At 70.3% G+C, this 20594-nt stretch carries 22 protein-coding genes and 1 rRNA gene; 11 read left to right on the top strand and 12 right to left on the bottom strand.

Annotated features, from left to right (window positions below; all coding sequences use genetic code 11):
- Positions 1-115 (top strand): 5S ribosomal RNA (gene rrf / locus ACFKCF_RS56535); the annotation flags it as partial.
- A gap of 56 nt (positions 116-171) precedes the next feature.
- On the opposite strand, the gene ACFKCF_RS56530 is transcribed toward rrf, so the two are convergent.
- Both ACFKCF_RS56530 and ACFKCF_RS56525 read right to left on the bottom strand, forming a co-directional pair.
- Positions 172-1326 (bottom strand): YncE family protein, encoded by a 1155-nt coding sequence (locus tag ACFKCF_RS56530; protein ID WP_394505121.1) that lies wholly within the window; start codon positions 1324-1326, stop codon positions 172-174.
- 36 nt (positions 1327-1362) lie between these two features.
- Positions 1363-1815 (bottom strand): Lrp/AsnC family transcriptional regulator, encoded by a 453-nt coding sequence (locus tag ACFKCF_RS56525; RefSeq protein ID WP_394505119.1) that lies wholly within the window; start codon positions 1813-1815, stop codon positions 1363-1365.
- Positions 1816-1942: 127 nt separating this feature from the next.
- Here ACFKCF_RS56525 and ACFKCF_RS56520 point away from each other — a divergent pair, with 127 nt between their 5' ends.
- Together ACFKCF_RS56520 and ACFKCF_RS56515 are read left to right on the top strand one after the other, a co-directional pair.
- A complete protein-coding gene (locus ACFKCF_RS56520; protein ID WP_394505117.1) occupies positions 1943-2830 on the top strand; it encodes a phenylalanine 4-monooxygenase in 888 nt (295 codons plus the stop codon).
- Between the two features lie 33 nt (positions 2831-2863).
- On the top strand, positions 2864-3796 hold the full coding sequence (locus ACFKCF_RS56515; protein ID WP_394505115.1) for a serine hydrolase: 933 nt from the start codon (positions 2864-2866) through the stop codon (positions 3794-3796).
- On the opposite strand, the gene ACFKCF_RS56510 is transcribed toward ACFKCF_RS56515, so the two are convergent.
- The 5 genes from ACFKCF_RS56510 to pstS are packed head-to-tail and all read right to left on the bottom strand — an operon-like array spanning position 3765 to position 8244.
- Positions 3765-4490, bottom strand: a complete 726-nt coding sequence (locus ACFKCF_RS56510; protein WP_394505113.1) for a response regulator transcription factor — start codon at positions 4488-4490, stop codon at positions 3765-3767. The genes ACFKCF_RS56515 and ACFKCF_RS56510 overlap by 32 nt on opposite strands.
- Positions 4490-5266: a phosphate ABC transporter ATP-binding protein PstB gene (gene pstB / locus ACFKCF_RS56505; RefSeq protein WP_394505111.1), complete on the bottom strand. Its 777-nt coding sequence runs from the start codon at positions 5264-5266 to the stop codon at positions 4490-4492. The genes ACFKCF_RS56510 and pstB overlap by 1 nt, the downstream gene beginning before the upstream one ends.
- 15 nt (positions 5267-5281) lie before the next feature.
- A complete protein-coding gene (gene pstA / locus ACFKCF_RS56500) occupies positions 5282-6157 on the bottom strand; it encodes a phosphate ABC transporter permease PstA (RefSeq protein WP_394505109.1) in 876 nt (291 codons plus the stop codon).
- Positions 6154-7134 (bottom strand): phosphate ABC transporter permease subunit PstC, encoded by a 981-nt coding sequence (gene pstC / locus ACFKCF_RS56495; protein WP_394505108.1) that lies wholly within the window; start codon positions 7132-7134, stop codon positions 6154-6156. The genes pstA and pstC overlap by 4 nt, the downstream gene beginning before the upstream one ends.
- 6 nt (positions 7135-7140) lie before the next feature.
- Positions 7141-8244 carry a phosphate ABC transporter substrate-binding protein PstS gene (gene pstS, locus ACFKCF_RS56490; protein WP_394505106.1) on the bottom strand — a complete coding sequence of 368 codons (1104 nt, stop codon included), beginning with the start codon at positions 8242-8244 and terminating at the stop codon, positions 7141-7143.
- Between the two features lie 121 nt (positions 8245-8365).
- On the opposite strand from pstS, the gene ACFKCF_RS56485 reads away from it, so the two are divergent.
- Complete coding sequence (locus ACFKCF_RS56485; protein WP_394505104.1) at positions 8366-8842, top strand: low molecular weight protein-tyrosine-phosphatase; 477 nt, start codon at positions 8366-8368, stop codon at positions 8840-8842.
- Entirely contained in the window at positions 8839-9624 is a 786-nt protein-coding gene (locus tag ACFKCF_RS56480; RefSeq protein ID WP_394505102.1) for a fructosamine kinase family protein, read from the top strand. The genes ACFKCF_RS56485 and ACFKCF_RS56480 overlap by 4 nt, the downstream gene beginning before the upstream one ends.
- On the opposite strand, the gene ACFKCF_RS56475 is transcribed toward ACFKCF_RS56480, so the two are convergent.
- Complete coding sequence (locus ACFKCF_RS56475) at positions 9621-10481, bottom strand: TetR/AcrR family transcriptional regulator (RefSeq protein WP_394505100.1); 861 nt, start codon at positions 10479-10481, stop codon at positions 9621-9623. The two genes, ACFKCF_RS56480 and ACFKCF_RS56475, sit on opposite strands and share 4 nt — an antisense overlap.
- A 64-nt stretch (positions 10482-10545) precedes the next feature.
- On the opposite strand from ACFKCF_RS56475, the gene ACFKCF_RS56470 reads away from it, so the two are divergent.
- On the top strand, positions 10546-12243 hold the full coding sequence (locus ACFKCF_RS56470; protein ID WP_394505098.1) for a right-handed parallel beta-helix repeat-containing protein: 1698 nt from the start codon (positions 10546-10548) through the stop codon (positions 12241-12243).
- On the opposite strand, the gene hisN is transcribed toward ACFKCF_RS56470, so the two are convergent.
- From hisN to aroA, 3 genes are all read right to left on the bottom strand, one after another.
- A complete protein-coding gene (hisN, locus tag ACFKCF_RS56465; RefSeq protein ID WP_394505096.1) occupies positions 12233-13066 on the bottom strand; it encodes a histidinol-phosphatase in 834 nt (277 codons plus the stop codon). The genes ACFKCF_RS56470 and hisN overlap by 11 nt on opposite strands.
- A gap of 645 nt (positions 13067-13711) precedes the next feature.
- Positions 13712-14755, bottom strand: coding sequence for a ribosome small subunit-dependent GTPase A (rsgA, locus tag ACFKCF_RS56460; protein ID WP_394505126.1), 1044 nt, complete (start codon positions 14753-14755; stop codon positions 13712-13714).
- 247 nt (positions 14756-15002) lie between these two features.
- The gene (aroA, locus tag ACFKCF_RS56455; RefSeq protein ID WP_394505094.1) at positions 15003-16298 is read right to left on the bottom strand and encodes a 3-phosphoshikimate 1-carboxyvinyltransferase; all 1296 of its coding nucleotides are present in this window, start codon (positions 16296-16298) and stop codon (positions 15003-15005) included.
- A 182-nt stretch (positions 16299-16480) separates the two neighbouring features.
- Between aroA and ACFKCF_RS56450 the strand changes: the two genes are divergently transcribed.
- Together ACFKCF_RS56450 and ACFKCF_RS56445 are read left to right on the top strand one after the other, a co-directional pair.
- Positions 16481-17227, top strand: a complete 747-nt coding sequence (locus ACFKCF_RS56450; protein ID WP_394505092.1) for an SOS response-associated peptidase — start codon at positions 16481-16483, stop codon at positions 17225-17227.
- A 154-nt stretch (positions 17228-17381) separates the two neighbouring features.
- Positions 17382-17714, top strand: a complete 333-nt coding sequence (locus ACFKCF_RS56445; protein WP_185068375.1) for a TraR/DksA C4-type zinc finger protein — start codon at positions 17382-17384, stop codon at positions 17712-17714.
- 61 nt (positions 17715-17775) lie between these two features.
- Here the strand turns inward: ACFKCF_RS56445 and ACFKCF_RS56440 are convergent, their stop codons facing one another.
- Positions 17776-18516 (bottom strand): class I SAM-dependent methyltransferase, encoded by a 741-nt coding sequence (locus ACFKCF_RS56440; RefSeq protein ID WP_394505090.1) that lies wholly within the window; start codon positions 18514-18516, stop codon positions 17776-17778.
- A gap of 234 nt (positions 18517-18750) precedes the next feature.
- Here ACFKCF_RS56440 and ACFKCF_RS56435 point away from each other — a divergent pair, with 234 nt between their 5' ends.
- From ACFKCF_RS56435 to ACFKCF_RS56425, 3 genes are read left to right on the top strand one after another with little or no spacing between them, the layout of a single operon-like run.
- Positions 18751-19356, top strand: coding sequence for a sigma-70 family RNA polymerase sigma factor (locus ACFKCF_RS56435; RefSeq protein ID WP_173526616.1), 606 nt, complete (start codon positions 18751-18753; stop codon positions 19354-19356).
- 35 nt (positions 19357-19391) lie between these two features.
- Positions 19392-19619: a mycothiol system anti-sigma-R factor gene (rsrA, locus tag ACFKCF_RS56430; RefSeq protein ID WP_387580059.1), complete on the top strand. Its 228-nt coding sequence runs from the start codon at positions 19392-19394 to the stop codon at positions 19617-19619.
- A gap of 9 nt (positions 19620-19628) precedes the next feature.
- Positions 19629-20570, top strand: a complete 942-nt coding sequence (locus ACFKCF_RS56425) for an NAD-dependent epimerase/dehydratase family protein (RefSeq protein WP_394505089.1) — start codon at positions 19629-19631, stop codon at positions 20568-20570.
- Positions 20571-20594 lie beyond the last annotated feature (24 nt).

Raw genomic sequence — 20594 nt, 5'->3', positions numbered from 1 at the left:
CGGCGGTTATGGCGGGAAGGAAACACCCGGTTACATTCCGAACCCGGAAGTTAAGCTTCTCTGCGCCGATGGTACTGCACTCGGGAGGGTGTGGGAGAGTAGGTCGCCGCCGGACAATCTTTGATAGAAATGGCCCCACGCCGGTGCGTGGGGCCATTTCTCGTTTCCGGGCTAATCCGCCGCCCACTCCAGCTCGAACAGGTGTGACCTGGGCGGCCGTGTCTCTCCCACCTTGGCGTAGTGCCCCGTCCGGGTGTCCACGCGGAAGAGGATGTCGTGGAACAGGCCGGCCCCGCATGTCAGCAGAACTTCCCGAGAGCTCGCCCACCGACTGACGCCGCAGATGCTCGACCTGTCCTTCAACGGAAGCGAGAGGCGTATGTCATGGAGCGCCTTTCCGGTCCCGGTGTCGATGGTCACCAGCCGGGCCGGGCGGATGTCGGTGCCGCCCGCCGGGAAGTTCCTGGAGACGATTTGCGCGGCCTGGCCCGTCCCGTCCGGGGTCAGGATGCCGGCCGCCTCGACGGCGCGCAGCCGGGCCGGCAGCGGCCTCGTGGTGGTCCCCGAGGCGTTCATCACCGAGAACGACTTGTCGTCCGCAAACATGAGCCTCGATCCGTCGTCGTCCAGCCCGATCAGCCAGGAGTCCTTGGGCAGCCGCCACACCGTGCGGCCGGTGGAGACGTCCACGACGAAGCTCGCAGGCTGGTCCACGTCCGCCCATCCCGGTACGTAGTCCACGTAGAGCCAGCGCCCCTTGCCCAGCAGCGCGGGCCGGTACGCGAGCCGGTCCCCGTCCACTCCGGGCATGACCTCCTGGACCGCACGGACGGTTCCTCCCACCAGGTCCCGGACCACGAGGCGGTGGTCGCCGGCCCGCTGGTAGGCCAGGTAGCGGCCGTCCGCGGTCAGGTCCACGTAGCCCCGCTCCACCGCGTCCGTGAGCCGCCAGGTCTTCCCTCCGGACGTCACCACGAACCAGTGGGCGCACTCCTCGTGCGGCCCCTCGCCCTTGGCGTTGTCGCACAGGTACGCGTAGGCGGCGGTCTCCCCAGAGGCCGGGCCAGGACGCTGGTCCGGACTGCGGACGGGGCTCCCCATCAGGCCGGGCCGCTGGTCCGGAGTGCCGACGGTGCTCCCCATCAGGTCGGGCCGCTGGTCCGGACCATGGGCGGGGCTCCACATCGGACCGGGTCGCTGGTCCGGAGTGCGTACGGCGGTCCACATTGGGCCAGGACGCTGGTCCGGGCCGCGGACGGCGGTCCAAAGCGAGACCAGGGCCGCGCCCGCCGCCACCACGGCGGTGATCACTATGAGCTTCTTCATGGCACCCCTCCCATCAGGTTGGATGCCGTCGAGGTCCTAGCGGTTTTCGAGGAGGGGCTCGATGCGATAGGGAATCTGGGTGGACAGGGCGATGGTCGTGTCCGTGCGCTGCACCGCCGGGGACGCCAGGATGCTGGCGATGATCTCCTGCAGGTGGTCGGTGGTGTGCGCGACCACCCGGCAGAGCAGGTCGTGCTGGCCGCTCGTGCCGTGCACCTCCAGGATCTGTGGAACGGCGCGCAGCCCTTCCACCGCCTCCGCCAGCCGCCCCTGAGCGATCTGCAGCCACACGAACGCCAGGATGGGGTAGCCGGCGCCGGCCGGTGACACGGTGGGGCCGAAGTCCTCGATCACGCCTCTCGCCGTCAGCTTCTCCACCCGGGCCTGTACGGTGCCGCGCGCCACCCCCAGCATCCGGGCCAGCTCCGTCAGGCCGACGCGGGGATGGGCGCGCATGGTCACCAGCAACCTGGCGTCGAGATCGTCCATGGCGGACCCTTCCTGGGCTGTGCGATTCGACCAGAAGATGTGAGCTTCGGGAGGCGAAATCGAGCGTATCGCGCAGCAAAACTGGGCGCTATTGTCAAGAGAACCCGGAGTTGCTGTCATTTGGAGCATGTTCGAGGAAGCACAATACTTCGCCCCTGTCGCAGCCCAAGAGGACGGGTCGGTGGTGGTGGAGCTGTCCGCGTCCCATCCGGGGTTCGCGGACGCGGTCTACCGGGCGCGGCGGAACGCGATCGCGGGGCTGGCCGTCAACCACCGTCCGGGGACGCCCATTCCGGCGGCCGAGTACACCGAGCAGGAGCACGAGGTCTGGGCCCTGGTCACCAGGGAGTTGGCGGCCAAGCACGCCAGGTACGCCACCGCCGAGTACCTCGACGGCGCCGCGCGGCTGGGGCTGCCGAAGGAGCGGATCCCGCAGTTGGAAGAGGTCTCGCGGCTGCTGGAGCCGCTGACCGGGTTCCGGTATCTGCCCGCCGCGGGGCTGGTGCCGCTGCGCGACTTCTACGGGGTGCTGGCCGACGGGTTCTTCCACTCGACGCAGTACATCCGGCACCACTCCGTGCCCTTCTACACGCCGGAGCCCGACGTCATCCACGAGGTGATCGGCCATGCCAACGCGCTGGCCGCCCCCCGGTACGCCGCCCTGTACCGGCTGGCGGGGCAGGCTGCGCGGCGGGTCGAGTCCGAGGAGGCGCTGGAGTTCGTGTCGAAGGTCTTCTGGTTCACGATGGAGTTCGGGGTCATGGCGGAAGGAGAGGAGCTCAGGGCGTACGGGGCGGGGATTCTGTCGTCGTACGGGGAGATCGAGGAGTTCCGCGGCATGGACATCAGGCCGCTGGATCTGTCCGCCATGGGGACGACGCACTACGACATCACGAAATATCAGGACGTGCTGTTCCGGGCCGAGTCGCTCCAGCACCTGGAGGATGTCGTGGGGGACTTCTGGGCCACGTGCGACGACGATTCGATCGCGAAATTGACCGCCGTGAGCGTCTAGCGACCTGTCGCTATTTTTCGTGATAATGCGTGAATGATCGCGGGCCGCGGCCAGGCGATACCACGAGCGGTCATCGCCCTCGCCCTGCTCACAGCTCTCCTGCCGATGCCTGCCCGGGGCCGGGCGCAACCGTCCGCGCCCGCCCGCCGGGAAACGGTCCTGGATGTACGCGAGGCGGCCTTCGGGTCGCGGCTGGAGAAGATCTCGGCCGAGGAGAACCTGACGCCGATCCCGGCCCACCGGATCGCCAAGCGGCTCGACCGCTATCTCGCGGGCCGGTCCGGGCAGGTCACCGCCATGGTCAAGGACCTGGCGACCGGCCGGCTCTACCGCTATCACCCGGGCGAGCGCCTGATCACCGCCAGCACGGCCAAGGTGCAGATCCTCCTGGCGCTGCTGCTGCGGACCTCGTGGGAGAAGCTGCCGGCGGGCGTCCGGCACGACGCCGACATCATGATCCGCTACAGCGACAACCACGCCGCCGATCGCCTCTGGTCACGCATCGGCGGCGCGCCCGGCTTCACCAAGGCAGGCAGGAAGCTCAGCCTGGAACACACCCAGGGCGTCCCAGGCGAGTGCGTGGACCTGTATTGCTGGGGAATCACCCGAACGTCGGTGGACGACCAGATCCGCCTCATGCGGGCCCTGGTGTCCGGCAAGAGCCCGTTGAAGGCCAAGGACCGCGACCAGGTGCTGAAGCTCATGGGGCACGTCGTGGCGGGGCAGACCTGGGGCATCAGCGCCGCCGCGTGCGCGGGCGACCGCGTGGCGCTGAAGAACGGCTGGCTCAAGCACGTCTCGAACAAGCTCTGGGCCACGGTCAGCGTGGGCCTGATCCGGGGCGGCGGCCACGACTACGCCGTTGCCGTACTCACCGAGGGAAGCCCCGAGGTGGCGTACGGCATAGCGACGGTCGAAGGCGTGACGAAGCGGATCATGCAGGACTTCCGGAAGTGCCCGGCGTGACCAGGCGGTAGCCGACACCCCGTACGGTCTGGATGAGCTGGTCGTCCTCGTCGCCCAGCCGGGCGCGCAGGCGTTTGACGTGCACCGCGATCGTGTTCGTGGAGGTGTTGGCCGCGGCGTGCCACACGTGGCGCATGATCTGCTCGCGGGTCACCGTGCGATCGGCGTTGCGCATCAAATAATGCAGTAATTCGAACTCCCGCAGGGGCAGGTGGACCGCTCGCCCGCCCACCCGTACCTGGTAGGCCTGCACGTCCAGCTCGACCCCGCCCACGGCGAGCACCTGGCGGGCTCCGGGGGAGGCCGCCTGGATGAACGGCAGCAGCTCCGCCACCCGGTAGGGCCTGGCCACGCAGGCGGCCGCGCCGGCGGTGAGCGCGCGTACCGCCTGCTCGGCGTGGCCCTCGCCGACGCCGAGCAGGACGGGTACGGCACGCGCCAGCCGTACGGCGCGGACGAACTCCACCGCGTCTATGACCGGCAGCGTGGCCGAGACGAGCACCACGTCAGGCTGCAGGGCTCCCGCCTGGAGCAGGCCCTGAGCCCCGTCGGGCGCGCCCGTGACGGACACGCCCTCCCGTTCGAGCGCCGTGGCGAGGTCTTCCACGACCGCGCCGTCGGGGTCGGCGATGAGCAGTACGGGCTTCGTCCGCGCGTCCCCGATCACCGTGGATGCCGCCTGCTGTTGGGTCATCAGCCGAAGCGCCCCGTGATGTAATCCTCTGTTGCCTTCTGGGACGGGTTGGTGAACATGCGGGACGTCTCGTCCATCTCGATCACCTTGCCGGGCTTGCCCTGCTCAGCGAGGTTGAAGAACGCGGTCCTGTCGCTGACCCGGGCGGCCTGCTGCATGTTGTGGGTGACGATGACGATCGTGTACTCGTCCTTGAGCTTGGCCATCAGGTCCTCGATGGCCAGCGTGGAGATCGGGTCGAGCGCCGAGCACGGCTCGTCCATCAGCAGGACCTGCGGCTTGACCGCGATGGCCCGGGCGATGCAGAGACGCTGCTGCTGACCGCCCGACAGGCCGGCGCCCGGCTTGTTCAGGCGGTCCTTGACCTCGTTCCAGAGGTTGGCGCCCTTGAGCGAATCCTCCACGATCCCGTCGAGCTGCGACTTGCTGACCCGGCCGTTGAGCTTGAGACCGGCGGCCACGTTCTCGTAGATCGACATCGTGGGGAACGGGTTGGGGCGCTGGAAGACCATGCCGATCATCCGGCGCACCGAGACGGGGGCGACGGTGGGGGCGTACAGGTCCTCGCCGTCGAGCAGGACCTTGCCGTCCACGCGGGCGCCCGGGATCACCTCGTGCATGCGGTTGAGCGTGCGCAGGAACGTGGACTTGCCGCACCCGGACGGGCCGATGAACGCGGTGATCGAACGGGGTTCGATGGTCATCGACACGTCCTCGATCGCCTTGTGCGACCCGTAGTACGCGTCGAGACCTGAGACCTGGATCTGCTTGGACATTGCGGCGGTAACCCCCTATCGGCCCCTGGCGGGCGCGCGCCACCAGGCGATCAGGCGCGCCACCAGGTTGAGCAGCATGACGATCAGGATGAGCGTGAGGGCGCCGGTCCACGCCCGGTCGATGGCGGTGTCGTTCGGACGGGCCGCCTGGTCGAACACGAAGAGCGGCAGGCCCATCTGCGGCCCGGTGAACGGATCGTTGTTGATGGAGTTGGTGAAGAACACCGTCATCAGCAGCGGGGCGGTCTCACCGGCGACGCGGGCCACGGCCAGCATGACGCCGGTGACGATGCCGGTGAACGCCGTCGGCAGCACGACCTTCATGATCGTGCGCCACTTGGCCACGCCCAGCGCGTACGAGGCTTCGCGCAGGTCGCCGGGCACCAGCCGGAGCATTTCCTCGGCCGATCTGACCACGGTCGGCATCATCAGGATCGACAGCGCGAGCGCGCCGGCCCAGCCGGAGAACTGGAAGCCCAGGACGAGGATCCAGAACGCGAAGACGAACAGACCGGAGACGACCGAGGGGATGCCGGTCATGACGTCCACGAAGAAGCTGATCGAGCGGCTCAGGCGGCCGCCGTTGCCGTACTCGACCAGGTAGATCGCGGTGAGCAGGCCGATGGGGACCGAGACGGCCGAGGCGAGCAGGACCTGCTCCAGGGTCCCGATGATCGCGTGGTAGGCGCCGCCGCCCGCGTCACGGGCGCCGATGCCGCGCATCGAGTGGGTCAGGAACTCGAGGTCGAAGCGGGCCAGGCCGTTGGAGATGACCAGCCAGAGCACCGAGATGAGCGGCACCACGGCCAGCCCGAACGCCAGGTAGACCAGGCCCTGGACGATCTTGTCCTTGACCCGGCGGCTGGTCGAGATGTGCTGGATTCCCGTCATGTGCCGGCCCTCGCGTACTCCTTACGGCGGTTGATGATCAGGCGCGCTCCCATGTTCACCAGCAGGGTGATGACGAACAGCACCAGACCGGAGGCGATCAGCGCCCCGCGGCCGATCTGGGTCGCCTCGCCGAAGCCGTTGGCGATGTTCGCCGCGATGCTGTTGGCGTGGGGCGTGAGGATCTCGAAAGTGATGTCGAAGGTCGCGGGGAAGATCAGCGCGACTGCGATGGTCTCGCCCATGGCGCGGCCGAGGCCGAGCATGGCGGCGCTGATGACGCCCGGGCGGCCGAACGGCAGCACGGCCATCCTGATCATCTCCCAGCGGGTGGCGCCGAGCGCCAGGGCCGCCTCCTCGTTCATCTTTGGCGCCTGGAGGAACACCTCACGCGAGATCGCCGCGATGATCGGCAGGATCATGATCGCCAGCACGATCGAGCCCGCGAGCATGGTCTTGCCGCCGATGGCGCCCTCGCCGGCGAACAGCGGGAACCAGCCGAAGGTCTCGTTGAGCCACTTGGACGGCTCTCGCATCAGCGGCACGAGGAACGCCAGGCCCCACAGGCCGTAGACCACACTGGGCACGGCGGCGAGCAGGTCGACCAGGTAGCCGAGCCCTGAGGCCAGGCGGCGGGGCGCGTAGTGGGAGATGAACAGCGCGACACCGACCGCGATCGGGGTGGCGATGATGAGCGCGAGAGTCGAGCTGAGCACGGTCCCGAACGCCAGGGCGGCGATGCCGAACACCTTCTGGCCGTTGGGGTCCCAGGTCAGCTCGGTGAAGAAGGACGCCTTGTTCGCCTGCAGGGCGGGGATCGCCTCGCTGATGAGGAACACGGCGATGGCCGCCATGATCGCCAGCAGGAGGACGCCCGCCGCCGTGGACAGGAAGCGGAAGGTGCCTTCACCATGGCTGCGCCGCGAGGCGGACCGGCTCATGGCCGGTCCGCCGTCACGGGTCTTCAGGTCGGTGGCCATCGGTGGCTAGGAGATCGCCTCGACAGCGGAGCGGACCTTGGTGAGCAGGTCGCCGGCCAGCGGGGCGTAGCCCAGCTCCTTCAGGGCCGCCTGACCCTCGTCACTGGCGGTGTAGGTGAGGAAGCCCTTGACCAGCTTCGACTCCTCCGCCGACAGGCCCTTCTCGCAGGTGATCTCGTACGTCACCAGGACGATCGGGTAGGCGCCCGGGGTCTTGGTGGCGTAGTCGATCGACAGGGCGAGGTCGTTGCCGGTGCCCTTGATCGTGGCGGTCTCGATGGTCTTGGCCGCGCTCTCGGGGGTGAGCTCGACGAACTCGTTGGCGCCGTTGGAGACCTTGGCCTTCTGCAGCGAGGAGTTCTCGGCGTAGGAGAGCTCGACGTAGCTGATCGCGCCCTCGGTGTCCTTCACGGAGGAGGCGATGCCGTCGGAGCCCTTCGCGCCCTGGCCCTTGGCCTCGGCGGGCCACGCCTTGGCGGGCTCGTAGGCCCAGCCGGCGGTGGCCTTGAGGAACTTGGTGAAGTTGTCGCTGGTGCCCGACTCGTCCGAGCGGTGGAAGGCCTGGATCGGGGTGGAGGGCAGCTTGGCGCTGGGGTTGTCGGCCTTGATGGCGGCGTCGTCCCACTTGGTGATCTTGCTGTCGAAGATGCCGCCGAGGGTCTTCGGCGACAGCTGCAGGCCCTCGACGCCGGGCAGGTTGTAGACCACCGCGATGGGGCCGGTCACCATCGGGATGTTGATGGCCTTGCCGGTCTTGCAGCGGGCGTCGGCCTGCGCGGGCTGGTCATCCTTCAACGCCGAGTCAGAGCCGGCGAAGGCCACCGTGCCCTGGATGAACGCCTGCACACCCGCGCCGGAGCCGCTGGGCTGGTAGTTGAGGGTGACACCGGGGTTCGTGGCCGTGAAGTTCTTCGTCCACTCGGTGATCGCGTTGGCCTGGGCCGAGGAGCCCGCGGCGTTGATCGTACCGCTCAGACCATTGTCATTGCCTGCGGCGGGCGCACTGGCGGACGTGGTGCTGCCCGCGGGGGCGTTGTTGTCTGTGCCGCACGCAGCGAGGGAGAGCGCGCCGACGACGGCTACGGCGGCGAGCCGGCCTGCATACTTCACGGTTGGGTTTCCTCCCACTTGGTCCTTAGTCGCCATGAAGCTATGCACCGAAAGTGACTTCAGCCCCCTGACAAGGGTGAACGTTCGGTGAACGGGCCCGGTCGCCCCCATGATGGGAGTTATGACTTATCGCGTATGCCTGGTGTGCATGGGCAACATCTGCCGATCCCCCATGGCGGAGGTGGTGCTCCGCCGGACGCTCGCCGAGCGCGGGCTGGGCGACCGCGTCACCGTGGAGAGTGCCGGAACCGGCGGCTGGCACGCCGGGGATCCCATGGACGAGCGGGCGCTGGCCATCCTCGGACAGCACGGCTACGACGGCTCGGCGCACCGGGCCCGGCAGTTCACCAAGGACTGGTTCGACCGCTACGACCTGGTGCTGGCCATGGACCGGGACAACCTTGCCAATCTGCGGCGGATCGCGCCGGTGGGGGTGGAGGTGCGGCTGTTCCGCTCATTCGATCCCGCGGCGGAGGAGGGGGCCGAGGTGCCCGATCCGTACTACGGGGGCCGGGAGGGGTTCGAGGAGGTGCTCGCGCTGGTCGAATCGGCCTCCGAGGGCCTGGCCAAGCACATCGCCGATGAGATCGCCAGATGAATCCGACGGCGGAGCTCGGCTCGTCGCACGGCTGGCGGCTGCTGCGGGGCGTGCTGGACGACGGGCGCGAGGTGTTCGCCAAGGCCGGGGCCGCCTCCGAGGTGTTCGCCTCGGAGGTGGCCGGGCTGCGGTGGCTGGGCGAGGCGACCGTGGTGCCCGAGGTGGTGGAGGTGGGGCCCGATCGGCTGGTGCTGTCCTGGGTACGGGAGGAGGCGCCCAGCGCGGCGGCGGCCGAGCGGTTCGGGCGTTCGCTGGCCCGGCTGCACCGGGCAGGGGCGGCTGACTTCGGCGCGCCGTGGCCGGGGTTCATCGCCGAGCTGCCGATGGACAACTCGCCCTGCTCGGCCTGGCCCGACTTCTACGCCTCCCGGCGGGTGCTGCCCTTCCTGCGGCAGGCGCGGCTGCCGTCTTCGGACGTGGCGCTGGTCGAGCGGGCCGTGGAGCGGTTCGCCGAGGTCGCGGGGCCTGCCGAGCCGCCGGCGCGGATCCACGGGGACCTGTGGAACGGGAACGTGCTGTGGTCGGGCGGTTCGGGCGTGCTGATCGACCCGGCGGCCCACGGCGGGCATCGGGAGACCGATCTGGCCATGCTGGCGCTGTTCGGGCTGCCGTACCTCGATCGGGTGCTGGGGGCGTACCGGGAGGAGTTTCCGCCGGCGGAGGGGTGGCGGGAGCGGGTGCCGCTGCACCAACTGCATCCGCTGCTCGTTCATGTGGTGCTGTTCGGCGGGCCCTATCGTGACGGGTTGATGAACGCGGTCCGGGCCGTGCTCGCGCTCTAGCCGTTTCTCGCCCCTTGGCCGCTCTTGCGCTTGCGGTAGGCGCGCTGCTGGCAGGCGCGGGAGCAGTAGACGCGGGGGCGGCCGGATGGCGCGGGCTCCAGCGGCGTGCCGCACTCCAGACATCCGGAGGTTTCATCACGCGTTTCGTCACGCTCCCGGATGAGGGCCTCGATGCCGTCGAGCTGGCGGCGCAGGCCGAACTCGAACGAGTCCTCCGGGTGGTCCCAGCCGCCCTCCTCCCAGAGGCGGGAGATGGTGGGGAAGCGGTCGAGGCGCTCGTAGAGGGCGTCGCGGCTGCCCCACCAGTCCTGCTCGGACACGCCGCTGCGGCGCTCCTCGCGCCGGGTCTCGACCAGGGCCAGGGCCTCGGCGTCCACGAACCGGCCCAGCATGCCCACGACGGCGATCACCTCGGACGGGGTGAGGCCGGTGCCGGTGAGGGTGCTCAGCATGTGGTCGTAGTGGGCGACGCCGTTGGGGCCGGGGAGGTGGCGGGAGCCGCGTACCTCGGCCAGCCACGGGTGCCGCTCGCGCAGCCGCCAGCCCTGCCTGGCCGCGGCCTCCAGCCGCACCCGCCACCCCTGCCCCGCCCCGGGCTCCTCGGGGGTGCTCGGCGGTTCGCCGTAGACCTCGTCGACCATCAGGTCCACGAGCTGGTCGCGGCCGGGGACGTGGCGGTAGAGGGACATGGTCGTGAAGCCGAGCCGGTCGGCGACCTTGCGCATCGACAGGCCCTCCAGGCCCTCCGCGTCGGCGATCTCGACGGCGGCCCGCACGATCCTGGCCGGGCTCAGGCCGGGTCTCGGCTCGCGATCCTGCTCCCGCCAGAGCAGTTCGACTTCGGGGTCGGTTGTCATGTCGCCTCCTCCTGTTTATGGTGTACTACTACGTGTACGGCATAAACAGCAAAGGCGGTCTTTGATGTTCCACTTCCATGTCGCGCCCTCCGGCGACGACTCGGGTCCCGGCTCGGCCGACCACCCGTTCGCCACCCTCGAACGCGCGCGCTCGGCGGCCCGCGAGGCGGCCGGCGGCGCCCTCGTACACCTCCGGGGCGGGACCCACGTGCTGGCGGAGCCGTTCTCGCTCGGCGAGGCCGACTCCGGGACGGTCTACCAGGCGTACGGCTACGGCACTCCCGAGCAGGAGGAGGCGGTGGTGAGCGGCGGCCGGCCGATCACGGGTTGGCAGGTGCGGGACGGCGTCTGGACGGCGGAGGTCGGCGACCTCGACACCCGCCAGCTCTACGTGGACGGCCGCCGGGCCGAGCGCGCCTGGATCCCCGGCCTGCCCGGCGACGCGCGGGCGACCGCCACCGGTTACGTCACGGACGAGCCGCTCGGGTGGCGGAGCCCGGGGGACGTCGAGTTCGTCCACCGGGGCGTCTACCCGTGGACCGAGGCGCGCTGCGGGGTGGCGTCGGTGTCCGGGGACACGGTGGTCACGATGGCGCAGCCGGCGTTCGGGTGGGCCGCCGAGCTGTACAACTCCGTCTGGGAGGGGCAGACGTCGAGCGGCCCGGGGCTGCCGACCAGGATCGAGAACGACCCGAGCTTCCTGCGCGAGCCCGGGACCTTCGTGCTCGACCGCTCGCGTCCCGGGCGTCACGTGCTGCTCTACCTGCCCCTGCCCGGGGAGGATCCCGCTCGTACGCGGGTGGTGGCGCCGGTCCTGGAGACGCTGGTGAGCGTGGCGGGGGCGCGGGACGTGACGTTCAAGGGACTGGTGTTCGCGGACGCGACGTGGCTGCGGCCGAGCCGTCCGGAGGGGTTCTTGCACTATCACGGGAACGGCTACTACGAGGGCGGCGGTGTCGAGACGGCGGTCCTCGGCGAGGGCGCTTCCGTGACGTATCCGACCGCGTCCGTGATGATTCCCGCGTGCGTGACGTTCGAGGACGCGGTCGGGGCGGAGGTCGAGGGCTGCCGGTTCACCCGGCTCGGGGCCACGGGGCTGGGAGTTTCCGGCGGCGCCGATGTCGTGGTGCGGACCTGCGACTTCGACACCCTGTCGGGTGGCGGCGTCGTGGTGTCCGGGACGCGGAACGCCTCTGTCGAGGACAACCGGGTTCACCACGTCGGGCTCGAATACAGCGGCTCACCGGGGATCGGCGTGACGGGCACGTACGGCTGCGTCGTCGCCAACAACGAGATCTCGGACGTCCCGCACTGCGGCATCACCGTCGGGCCCGGGGAGGGCACGCAGGTCCTGCGCAACCTCACCGTGGACACCATGCGGACGCTCGCCGACGGGGGCGGCATCTACCTGGCGGGGGCGCAGGGCGACTCGCCTGACACCCAGGCCCTGGTGCAGGGGAACGTCATCAAGGACACGCGGACGCCGTACAACTTCGGGCTCTACACCGACTACGGGGCCTCGTGGGTGACGGTCGAGGGGAACGTCGTCATGCGGGCCGACAGCACCGCCATCCTGGAGGTCGGGCCGCCGCTGGAGAACGTGGTCTACCGGGGCAACTTCTGGGACGCCGACCCGATCGGCCACGACAACCCGCCGAGCGGGGTCCGCTACGAGGACAACGTGACGATCAAGGACGGCCCCGCGCTGGACGCCGCCACCGCCGCCATCCAGTCCCGGGCGGGACTGCTGGTCAGGAGATGACAGAGGTGCCGTTGAGGCGGTCGATCACCTCGGTGTGCAGGATGCCGTTCGTGCAGACCAGGCTGCCGCCCTCCAGGCCCTTCACGCCGGAGACGTCGGTCCACTTGCCGCCGGCCTCCTCGACGATCACGGTGAGCGCCGCCATGTCCCACGGCGACAGCTCGGGCTCGGCCGACAGGTCCACCGATCCCTCGGCGACCATCATGTGCGACCAGAAGTCCCCGTACGCCCGGGTGCGCCAGCAGGCTCGGCCGAGGTCGAGGAAGTTGTCGAGCTTGCCCGTCTTCTCCCATCCGCCGAAGCTGGAGTACGAGAACGACGCGTCCTCCAGGGTCGACACGGAGGACACCTGCATCCGGGACGCCTTGGTCAGGCTCTTGCCGGTCCACGCGCCGCCCTCCGTCGCCGCCCACCACCGGCGGCCGAGCGCGGGGGCCGACACGAGGCCGACGACGACCCTGCCGTACTCCATGAGCGCGATCAGGGTCGCCCAGACAGGGACGCCGCGCACGTAGTTCTTCGTGCCGTCGATGGGGTCGATGATCCACGAACGGGCGCCCCAGCCGGTCTTCCCGAACTCCTCGCCCACCACGGCGTCGCGGGGCCTGGCGCGGCGCAGCGTACCCCGGATGGCCTCCTCCACGGCGCGGTCGGCATCGCTGACCGGCGTCAGATCGGGCTTGGTGTCGACCTTGAGGTCGACTGCCTTGAAACGCCGCATGGTCAGGTCATCGGCGGCGTCCGCCATGACGTGCGCCAGACGGAGATCATCGTTGTAACCCTGCACGGTCGCCCACGCTACCGTGTCCGCCATACCGAACATCAGTCACCAACGCCCCTTTTCTGGTAACGGTGTCCATCCCGCGCGTGTCGCCACCACTCCGGCCGGCGGAGCGGCAGCGATGGCGCGGCGCGCCGGGAAGGTGGGGCGGTAGCGACGGCGCGGCGCGCCGGGACGGTGGGGCGGTAGCGACGGCGCGGCGCGCCGGATGGGCGGGGCAGTGGCGCCAGTGCGGTGCGTCGGGCGGTGCGCCGGTGCCGTGCGTCGGGCGGTCAAGCGGTGCGTCGGGCGGTGCGCCGGACGGTCAGGCGGTGCGTCGGACGGGGCGCCGGACGGGGCGTCGGACGGGGGCGGTGGCACGGTGCGGGGTGGCGCGCTCTCGGTGAACGGCGAGGCCGGTGGCGACGGCAGCGCCTCCCTTCGCTCGCCGACCGCACCGCACCGCGTCCCGCCCAGGGCGCCTCACCTGGCGGTCGCGGCGGGCGCGCGAGTAGGCGGCAGGGCGTGCAGCGCGTCCGGGAGCACCGCGGCCGTGTACAGGGGCGTCTGCGGCATCAGGGGCGCCTGCGGCATCGGCGGGCCCGTCCTGGTCGGCGCGCGGGCGTCTGTGTGCCGTCGCCGGGCGCATTCGCCGGCTGGACGCTCGATGGCGCCGGCCGGCGGGGTCCGGGTCACCGGCGTCAGCTGTCAGGAGGTGTCGTCGGGGGTGCCTTCGCGGCTGGAGAGGAGGCGGCGGAGGGATTTGAGGCGGGCGGGCTCGGCGTTGCCGGCCGCGACCCAGGCGTCGAGGGCGCACTCCGGGCCCAGGTGCGTGCAGCCCTTCGGGCAGTCGACCGTGCCCTCCACCAGGTCCGGGAACGCGGCCAGGACCGTTTCCATGGACACGTGGGCCAGCCCGAAGCTGCGCACGCCCGGCGTGTCGATGATCCAGCCGCTCTCCGGCAGCTCCAGCGCCACGGCCGAGGTGGAGGTGTGCCGGCCGCGGCCCGTTACGGCGTTGACCTGGGAGACGGCGCGGTTGGCGTCCGGGACCAGGGCGTTGACCAGGGTGGACTTGCCGACGCCCGAGTGGCCCACCAGGACGCTGAGGCGGCCCTTCAGGTGGTCGCGGAGCTCCTCCAGGGAGCCGCCCTTGTGCACGACGACGTGTGGAACGCCCAGGGGCTCGTACAGGGCCACCAGCTCGTCGGGCGGGGCGAGGTCGGACTTGGTGAGGCAGAGCAGGGTGTCGATCTCGGCGTCGAACGCGGCCACCAGGATGCGGTCGATCATGCGGGGCCGGGGCGGCGGGTCGGCCAGGGCGGTGACGATGACGAGCTGGTCGGCGTTGGCCACGACCGGGCGCTCGATGCCGTCGGTGTCTTCGGTGTCGTCGGCCGAGCGGCGCAGCATGGACGTGCGGGGCTCCACGCGGACGACCCTGGCCAGGGTGTCGGGGCGGCCCGAGACGTCGCCGACCAGGGACACCCGGTCGCCCACCACGATGCCCTTGCGGCCCAGCTCGCGGGCCTTCATGGCCATCACCAGACGCCGCTGCGGCTGCTGCTTGCGTTTCTGCGCGGACCCCTTCGGGCGCTCGGGCTCGATCAGCGTCGTGTAGCGGCCGCGGTCCACGGCCACCACGAAGCCCTGCACGGCGTCCTCGTGCGCAGGACGGATCCGGGTCCGCGGCCTGGAGCCCTTGCCCGGCCTGACCCGTACGTCGTCCTCGTCGTACTCCCGCTTCCTCAGCGGTCTGCTCCCATGTCCTCGCTCGCTTTCCTCGATGACCTGTGCGGTCGTCCCCGGTCAAGCCGGGGACGAGTCGTCGGCCGGTCGGTGGTGATGGGGGATCGGGCGCCGCCGCGGGCAGGCCGGGGTGGCGTCGTGCTGGTGGATCTCTTCCTCGCCGTACGGGCGGCCGACCCTCACGGGCCGCCCTTTTCCGACGTGCCCGGCGCTTTCAGCGCGAAACCCGCGCCCGCGGACAGGCACCGGGTCACCGCGCCTCCAGCATGCCGGCCCACATCTGGACGAACTCGGGCAGGGTCTTGGCGGTCGTCGCGATGTTCTCCACCTCCACGCCGGGCACCCTGAGGCCGATCACGGCTCCGGCCGTGGCCATGCGGTGGTCGTCGTAGCTGTGGAAGGTGCCGCCGTGCAGCGGGCGGGGGCGGATGATCAGGCCGTCGGCGGTCTCCTCCGCGTCGCCGCCCAGCCGGTTGATCTCGGTGGCCAGCGCGGCCAGCCGGTCGGTCTCGTGGCCGCGCAGGTGCGCGATGCCCCGGATGCGGCTCGGGGTGGTCGCGAGCGCGGCGAGGGCGGCGATCGTCGGCGTCAGCTCGCCCACCTCGTGGAGGTCGGCGTCGAGGCCGGTGATCTCGCCCGTGGGCCGCCCCGTGACCACCAGGTCGGCTCCACCGGCGGAGCGGGCCACAGTGGCGCCCATCGCGGTGAGAAGGCCGCGCAGGGCGTCGCCGGGCTGCGTCGTGCGCTCCGGCCAGGTGGGGATCGTCACGGTGCCGCCCGTGACCAGGGCGGCGGCCAGGAAGGGGGCCGCGTTGGACAGGTCGGGCTCCACCGTCATGTCTCTGGCCGCGATCGGGCCGGGCTCGACGCGCCACACGTCGGACTCGCTGTCGTCGACCGTGACGCCCGCCGCCCTGAGCATCTCCACGGTCATCTCGATGTGCGGCTGCGAGGGCACCGGCGGGCCCACGTGGCGGATCGTGATGCCCTTCTCGAACCGCGCCGCCGTCAGCAGCAGCCCCGACACGAACTGCGACGAGCCCGACGCGTCCAGCGTGACCTCGCCGCCCGCCAGCGGCCCGCTGATCGTGAAGGGCAGCGCGTCGTTGTCGATCCTGGCGCCCAGCGAGCGCAGGGCGTCGAGGATGGGGCCCATCGGGCGCTTGCGGGCGTGCGGATCGCCGTCGAAGGAGACCGGGCCGTCGGCCAGGGCGGCCACCGGCGGGACGAACCGCATGACCGTGCCGGCCAGGCCCGCGTCGATGCTCGCGCCGCCCCGGATCGGGCCGGGCGTCACGTGCCAGTCGACCCCCGCGGCGCTCTCCTCGGCGGGCTCCAGGGTGGCGCCCAGGGCCCGCAGGGCCGACGCCATCAGGTCCGCGTCGCGGCTGCGCAGCGCCCGGCGCACGATGCCGGGGCCGTCGGCGAGCGCGGCCAGGACGAGCGCGCGGTTGGTCACCGACTTGGAGCCGGGCAGCGGGACGGTGGCGGTGACCGGAGAGGTCGCCGTGGGGGCGGGCCAGTGCGGCGGGGTCGGAGCGGGCATGGTCAAAGAGTACTGGGAGTGGTAGGGCGAGGGTCACAGCCTGTGGACGGCGTCGAGCGCGCCGTCGCGCCTGTGGACAACGCCTGGTCCGGCGTGCGGGCGGGGGTGGCCCTCCTGGTTCCGTGGACGCCCCGAGGCAAGCGTGCGCGCGAAAGCCGTACCGTACGTGGCAGTGTGGGGTCATGTGCGGTAGATACGCGTCGGCGCGCAAGAAGCACGAGTTGCTCGAGGAGTTCGAGGTCGAGCAGGACGGCGACCCCGACAAGGAGCTCGGGGCCGACTACAACGTCGCGCCGACCAAGAACGTCTACGCCGTGCTGAGCCGGGTGCCCAAGGAGGCCCAGCGGGCGGTGCGGCAGCTCAGGATCGTGAAGTGGGGCCTGGTGCCCGCCTGGGCGAAGGACCCGTCGATCGGGTCCCGGCTGATCAACGCCAGGATCGAGACGGTGGCCGAGAAGCCGTCGTTCCGCCAGGCGTTCGCCAAACGCAGGTGCCTGCTCCCGGCCGACGGCTACTTCGAGTGGATGCCGGTCGAAGGTGAGAAAAAGAAGAAACAGCCGTACTTCATCCATCCCGAGGACGGCGGGGTGCTGGCGATGGCGGGCTTGTACGAGTTCTGGAAAGACCCGTCACGGGCCGACGACGACCCCCTCAAATGGCTGGTCACCTGCACCGTCATCACCACGGACGCCGAGGACGGGCTCGGCCGCATCCACGACAGGATGCCCATGATGATCGAGCGCGAACGCTGGGCCGAGTGGCTCGACCCCAAGGTCACCGACGTCGAGCAGGCCACGCGGCTGCTGGTGCCCGCCGAGCAGGGGCGGCTCACGGCGTATCCGGTCACTACGGACGTCAACAACGTCAGAAACAATGGCCCGGACCTCATCAAACCACTACCGGAAGAGGAGGAAACCGCACTTTTCTAAAGGTGTAAGAAGCACGGTAAGTGGGCATCCGGTGAGGAAAGCGATGCATCCGTTTACTCGGTGTCACCGCCATAAATGCCCCTAATTGCACCGGGCGGGACAACCGGGGAGTCCTAGCCGCGGGTTGCCGTGATTCACCCGGAGGTGCGGATTCGTGGACGTCACGACCGCTCGTGAGCGGCTGGAAGACATGCTCGCGGAACTGGACCGATCGATCGGGGTCCTCCAGGGCGACCCCGTCGCCGTGCGCGAGCACTCGGCGGCCGACGCGGGCTCCGACCTGACCGACGCCGATCGGGCCCAGGCCATGCTGACCGTGGCCACGTCACAGCGGCGCGCCGTGGTCGAGGCCATCAAGCGCCTGGAGCAAGGCGTGTACGGCCGGTGCGTCGACTGCGCCAAGCCGGTGCCGGAAGGGCGGCTGGAGGCCCGTCCGGAGGCCGCGCGGTGCGTGCAGTGCCAGGGCAAGCGAGAGCGACGCCGCTGAGCGAGCCGGGATGCCGCCGGACACGAAGAACGGCGGCACACCTGTTTACAGCCAGGCGGAGTCAGCTTTTGCGGCAGCTGGCGACCAGATGGATGCCGACCGTGTCGTCGTCGTCCGGATGGGCCTCCAGCTCCGTACGCACCAGGTAGTTGAGCGCGCGCGCGTCGGCCCCGAGCACGTGGTCGACCGTGGACGGCGACAGCACCGTGCGCGGCCGCATCCACTCCACCTCGAGCCCGGCGCCCACCAGCAGCTCGCGCAGCTGCCCGCTGCTGAAGCACCGCGTGATGCTGCCGTCCGGCCACGGCACGAGCATGACCTCGCCGGTCTGCCGCAGGTGCTGCCACTGCTCCTGCTCGGCCAGGATCGCCATGCCCAGCACCAGCGAGTCGACGCACACCAGCGCCCGCCCGCCCGGCCGCAGGACCCTGGCCACGTCGCTCATGGCCGACTCGGCCATGAGCTCGATCGACATGACACGCTCTTCGGCGAGCACGGCGTCCACGCTCGCGTCCGGCAGGAACGCCAGATCGTCGGCGCGCACGTGACGGACCCGATCGGCGTCCCGCAGGCCGGACCGCCCGTCGACGGTGCGGCGGAAGTCGAGCACCTCGATCACCTTGTGCCCTGCCCTGGCCACCTGACCGGACCAACGCCCCCGGCCGCCGGAGAGATCGAGGATGACGGAGGGTTCGCCGGGGAGCCAGCGGTTGAGTTGTTCGGCGGCGACGGCGCGGTAGAAGGTCCAGTACGGCCCAAGCGTCCCTGAGCCGTTCAGTTCCTCGGCCGGAATGGGCAGCACACGCGACTCCTGAGTTCCGGGTAAAGGGCTACCAGCCGGTACGTATGGACGTTCCCCGCACCGGGTCCTTCGTACCTTCTATCTTGCGGGAACAGACAAGGGCTCGGGCGTGTTGCGACGAGCATGCTCACTATGGCGAGACCCCTCCCCACTGACCGGCAAGGCACCGGCCAGCGGGTATCCTCCCCTGAGTACGGTGTTCCGCAACAGCCGGCCACCGGTGATCTTAGGGGGGTGGGTCCGGTGCCCGCGACAGGCGCGGAGACGCTGGAGCAGCGAAGCGAGCGATTCGAGCGCGATGTCATGCCGTATCTCGAGCAGCTCTACTCCGCCGCGCTCCGGATGACCCGGAATCCCGCGGACGCGGAGGACCTGCTACAGGAGACCTTCGCCAAGGCGTTCGCATCGTTCCATCAGTTCCAGGAGGGCACCAACCTCAAGGCGTGGCTCTACCGGATCCTGACGAACACCTTCATCAACAGCTACCGCAAGAAGCAGCGTGAGCCGAAGCAGTCCGGCACGGAGGAGATCGAGGACTGGCAGCTCGCGCGGGCGGAGTCGCACACCTCGAGCGGGCTGAAGTCGGCCGAGGTCGAGGCTCTCGAGCATCTGCCCGACGGTGACATCAAGCAGGCGCTGGCGGCCCTGCCGGAGGAGTTCAGGATCGCGGTCTACCTGGCCGACGTCGAGGGCTTCCCCTATAAAGAGATCGCCGACATCATGGGCACTCCGATCGGCACCGTGATGTCGAGGCTGCACAGAGGACGCAGGCAGCTCCGGGGCCTCCTTGAGGACTATGCTCGTGAGCGGGGTCTGGTCCCGGCGGAGGGATCGAAATGAGCTGTGGAAACCCGCATGACACCGACTGTCGTGAGGTGCTCGACAAGGTCTACGCCTATCTCGACGGCGAGCTGACCGAGACCGACGTCGTCGAGATCCGCGTGCATCTCGAGGAGTGCGGCCCGTGCCTCCAGGAATACGACCTGGACAAGGCGATCAAGGCGCTCGTGCACAAGCACTGCGGCTGCGACCCGGTCCCCGGCGATCTGCGCTCCAAGGTGCTCGCCCGCATCGCACAGGTCAGGGCGGAGCTGGCCGACTAGGATTCCCCCATGCGCGTGTTGGTCACCGGGGGTGCCGGGTTCATCGGGTCCAATCTTGTCGATCGCCTGCTCGCCGAGGGGCACGAGGTCGACGTGGTGGACGACCTGTCATCGGGGTCCAGGGAAAACCTGGCCGGAGCCGCCTCCAGCGGCCACTTCCGGCTGCACGTGCTCGACGTGCTCGACCCCGCGCTGACCGGCCTGGTGGCGGAGCTGCAGCCGGAGGTCGTCTGCCATCTGGCCGCGCAGATCAGCGTGCGCAAGAGCGTGGCCGATCCCCGCGGCGACGCCAGGATCAACGTCGAGGGCACCGCGTCCGTGCTCGCCGCGGCCCACGAAGGGCGGGCCCGCAAGGTGCTGTTCGCCTCGTCGGTGGCCGTCTACGGCAGGCCGGGCACGATCCCCGTGCCCGGTGACGCGCCCACCGACCCGCGCTCGCCGTACGCCGCCTCGAAGCTGAGCGGCGAGACCTACCTCGCCGCGTTCCGCGCCCTCCACGGCATCGAATACACCACGCTGGTGCTCTCCAACGTCTACGGCCCGCGCCAGTCGCCCGAGGGCGAGGCGGGCGTGGTGTCGATCTTCACCGACGCGCTGCTCGGCGGCACGCCCACGGTCGTCTACGGCGACGGCACCCAGACCCGCGACTACGTCTACGTCGAGGACGTGGTCGACGGCTTCGTCCAGGCGCTCGGGCAGCGCGGCGACGGCCGCAGGTTCAACCTCGGCACCGGCATCCAGACCACCGACCGCCGGCTCCACTCGCTCATCGCCGACGCCGCCGGCGCTCAGGACAAGCCCGGGTTCGCGCCGCCGCGCGTGGGCGACCTGCCCGCGATGGCCGTCGATCCGGTGCCGGCCCACGAAGGGCTCGGCTGGCAGCCGCGTACGGACCTGCCGACAGGTGTGAAGAAAACCGTCGAATGGGCCCGAAATCGTCGCGTGAAGTAGTGGCTTGATTACGCTTTGCTTGCG

It is taken from the genome of Nonomuraea sp. JJY05 (assembly GCF_043496855.1).
Taxonomy (GTDB): domain Bacteria; phylum Actinomycetota; class Actinomycetes; order Streptosporangiales; family Streptosporangiaceae; genus Nonomuraea.
Note: the sequence above shows the minus strand (reverse complement) of the source record. Positions and strands in the feature narration are given on the sequence as shown.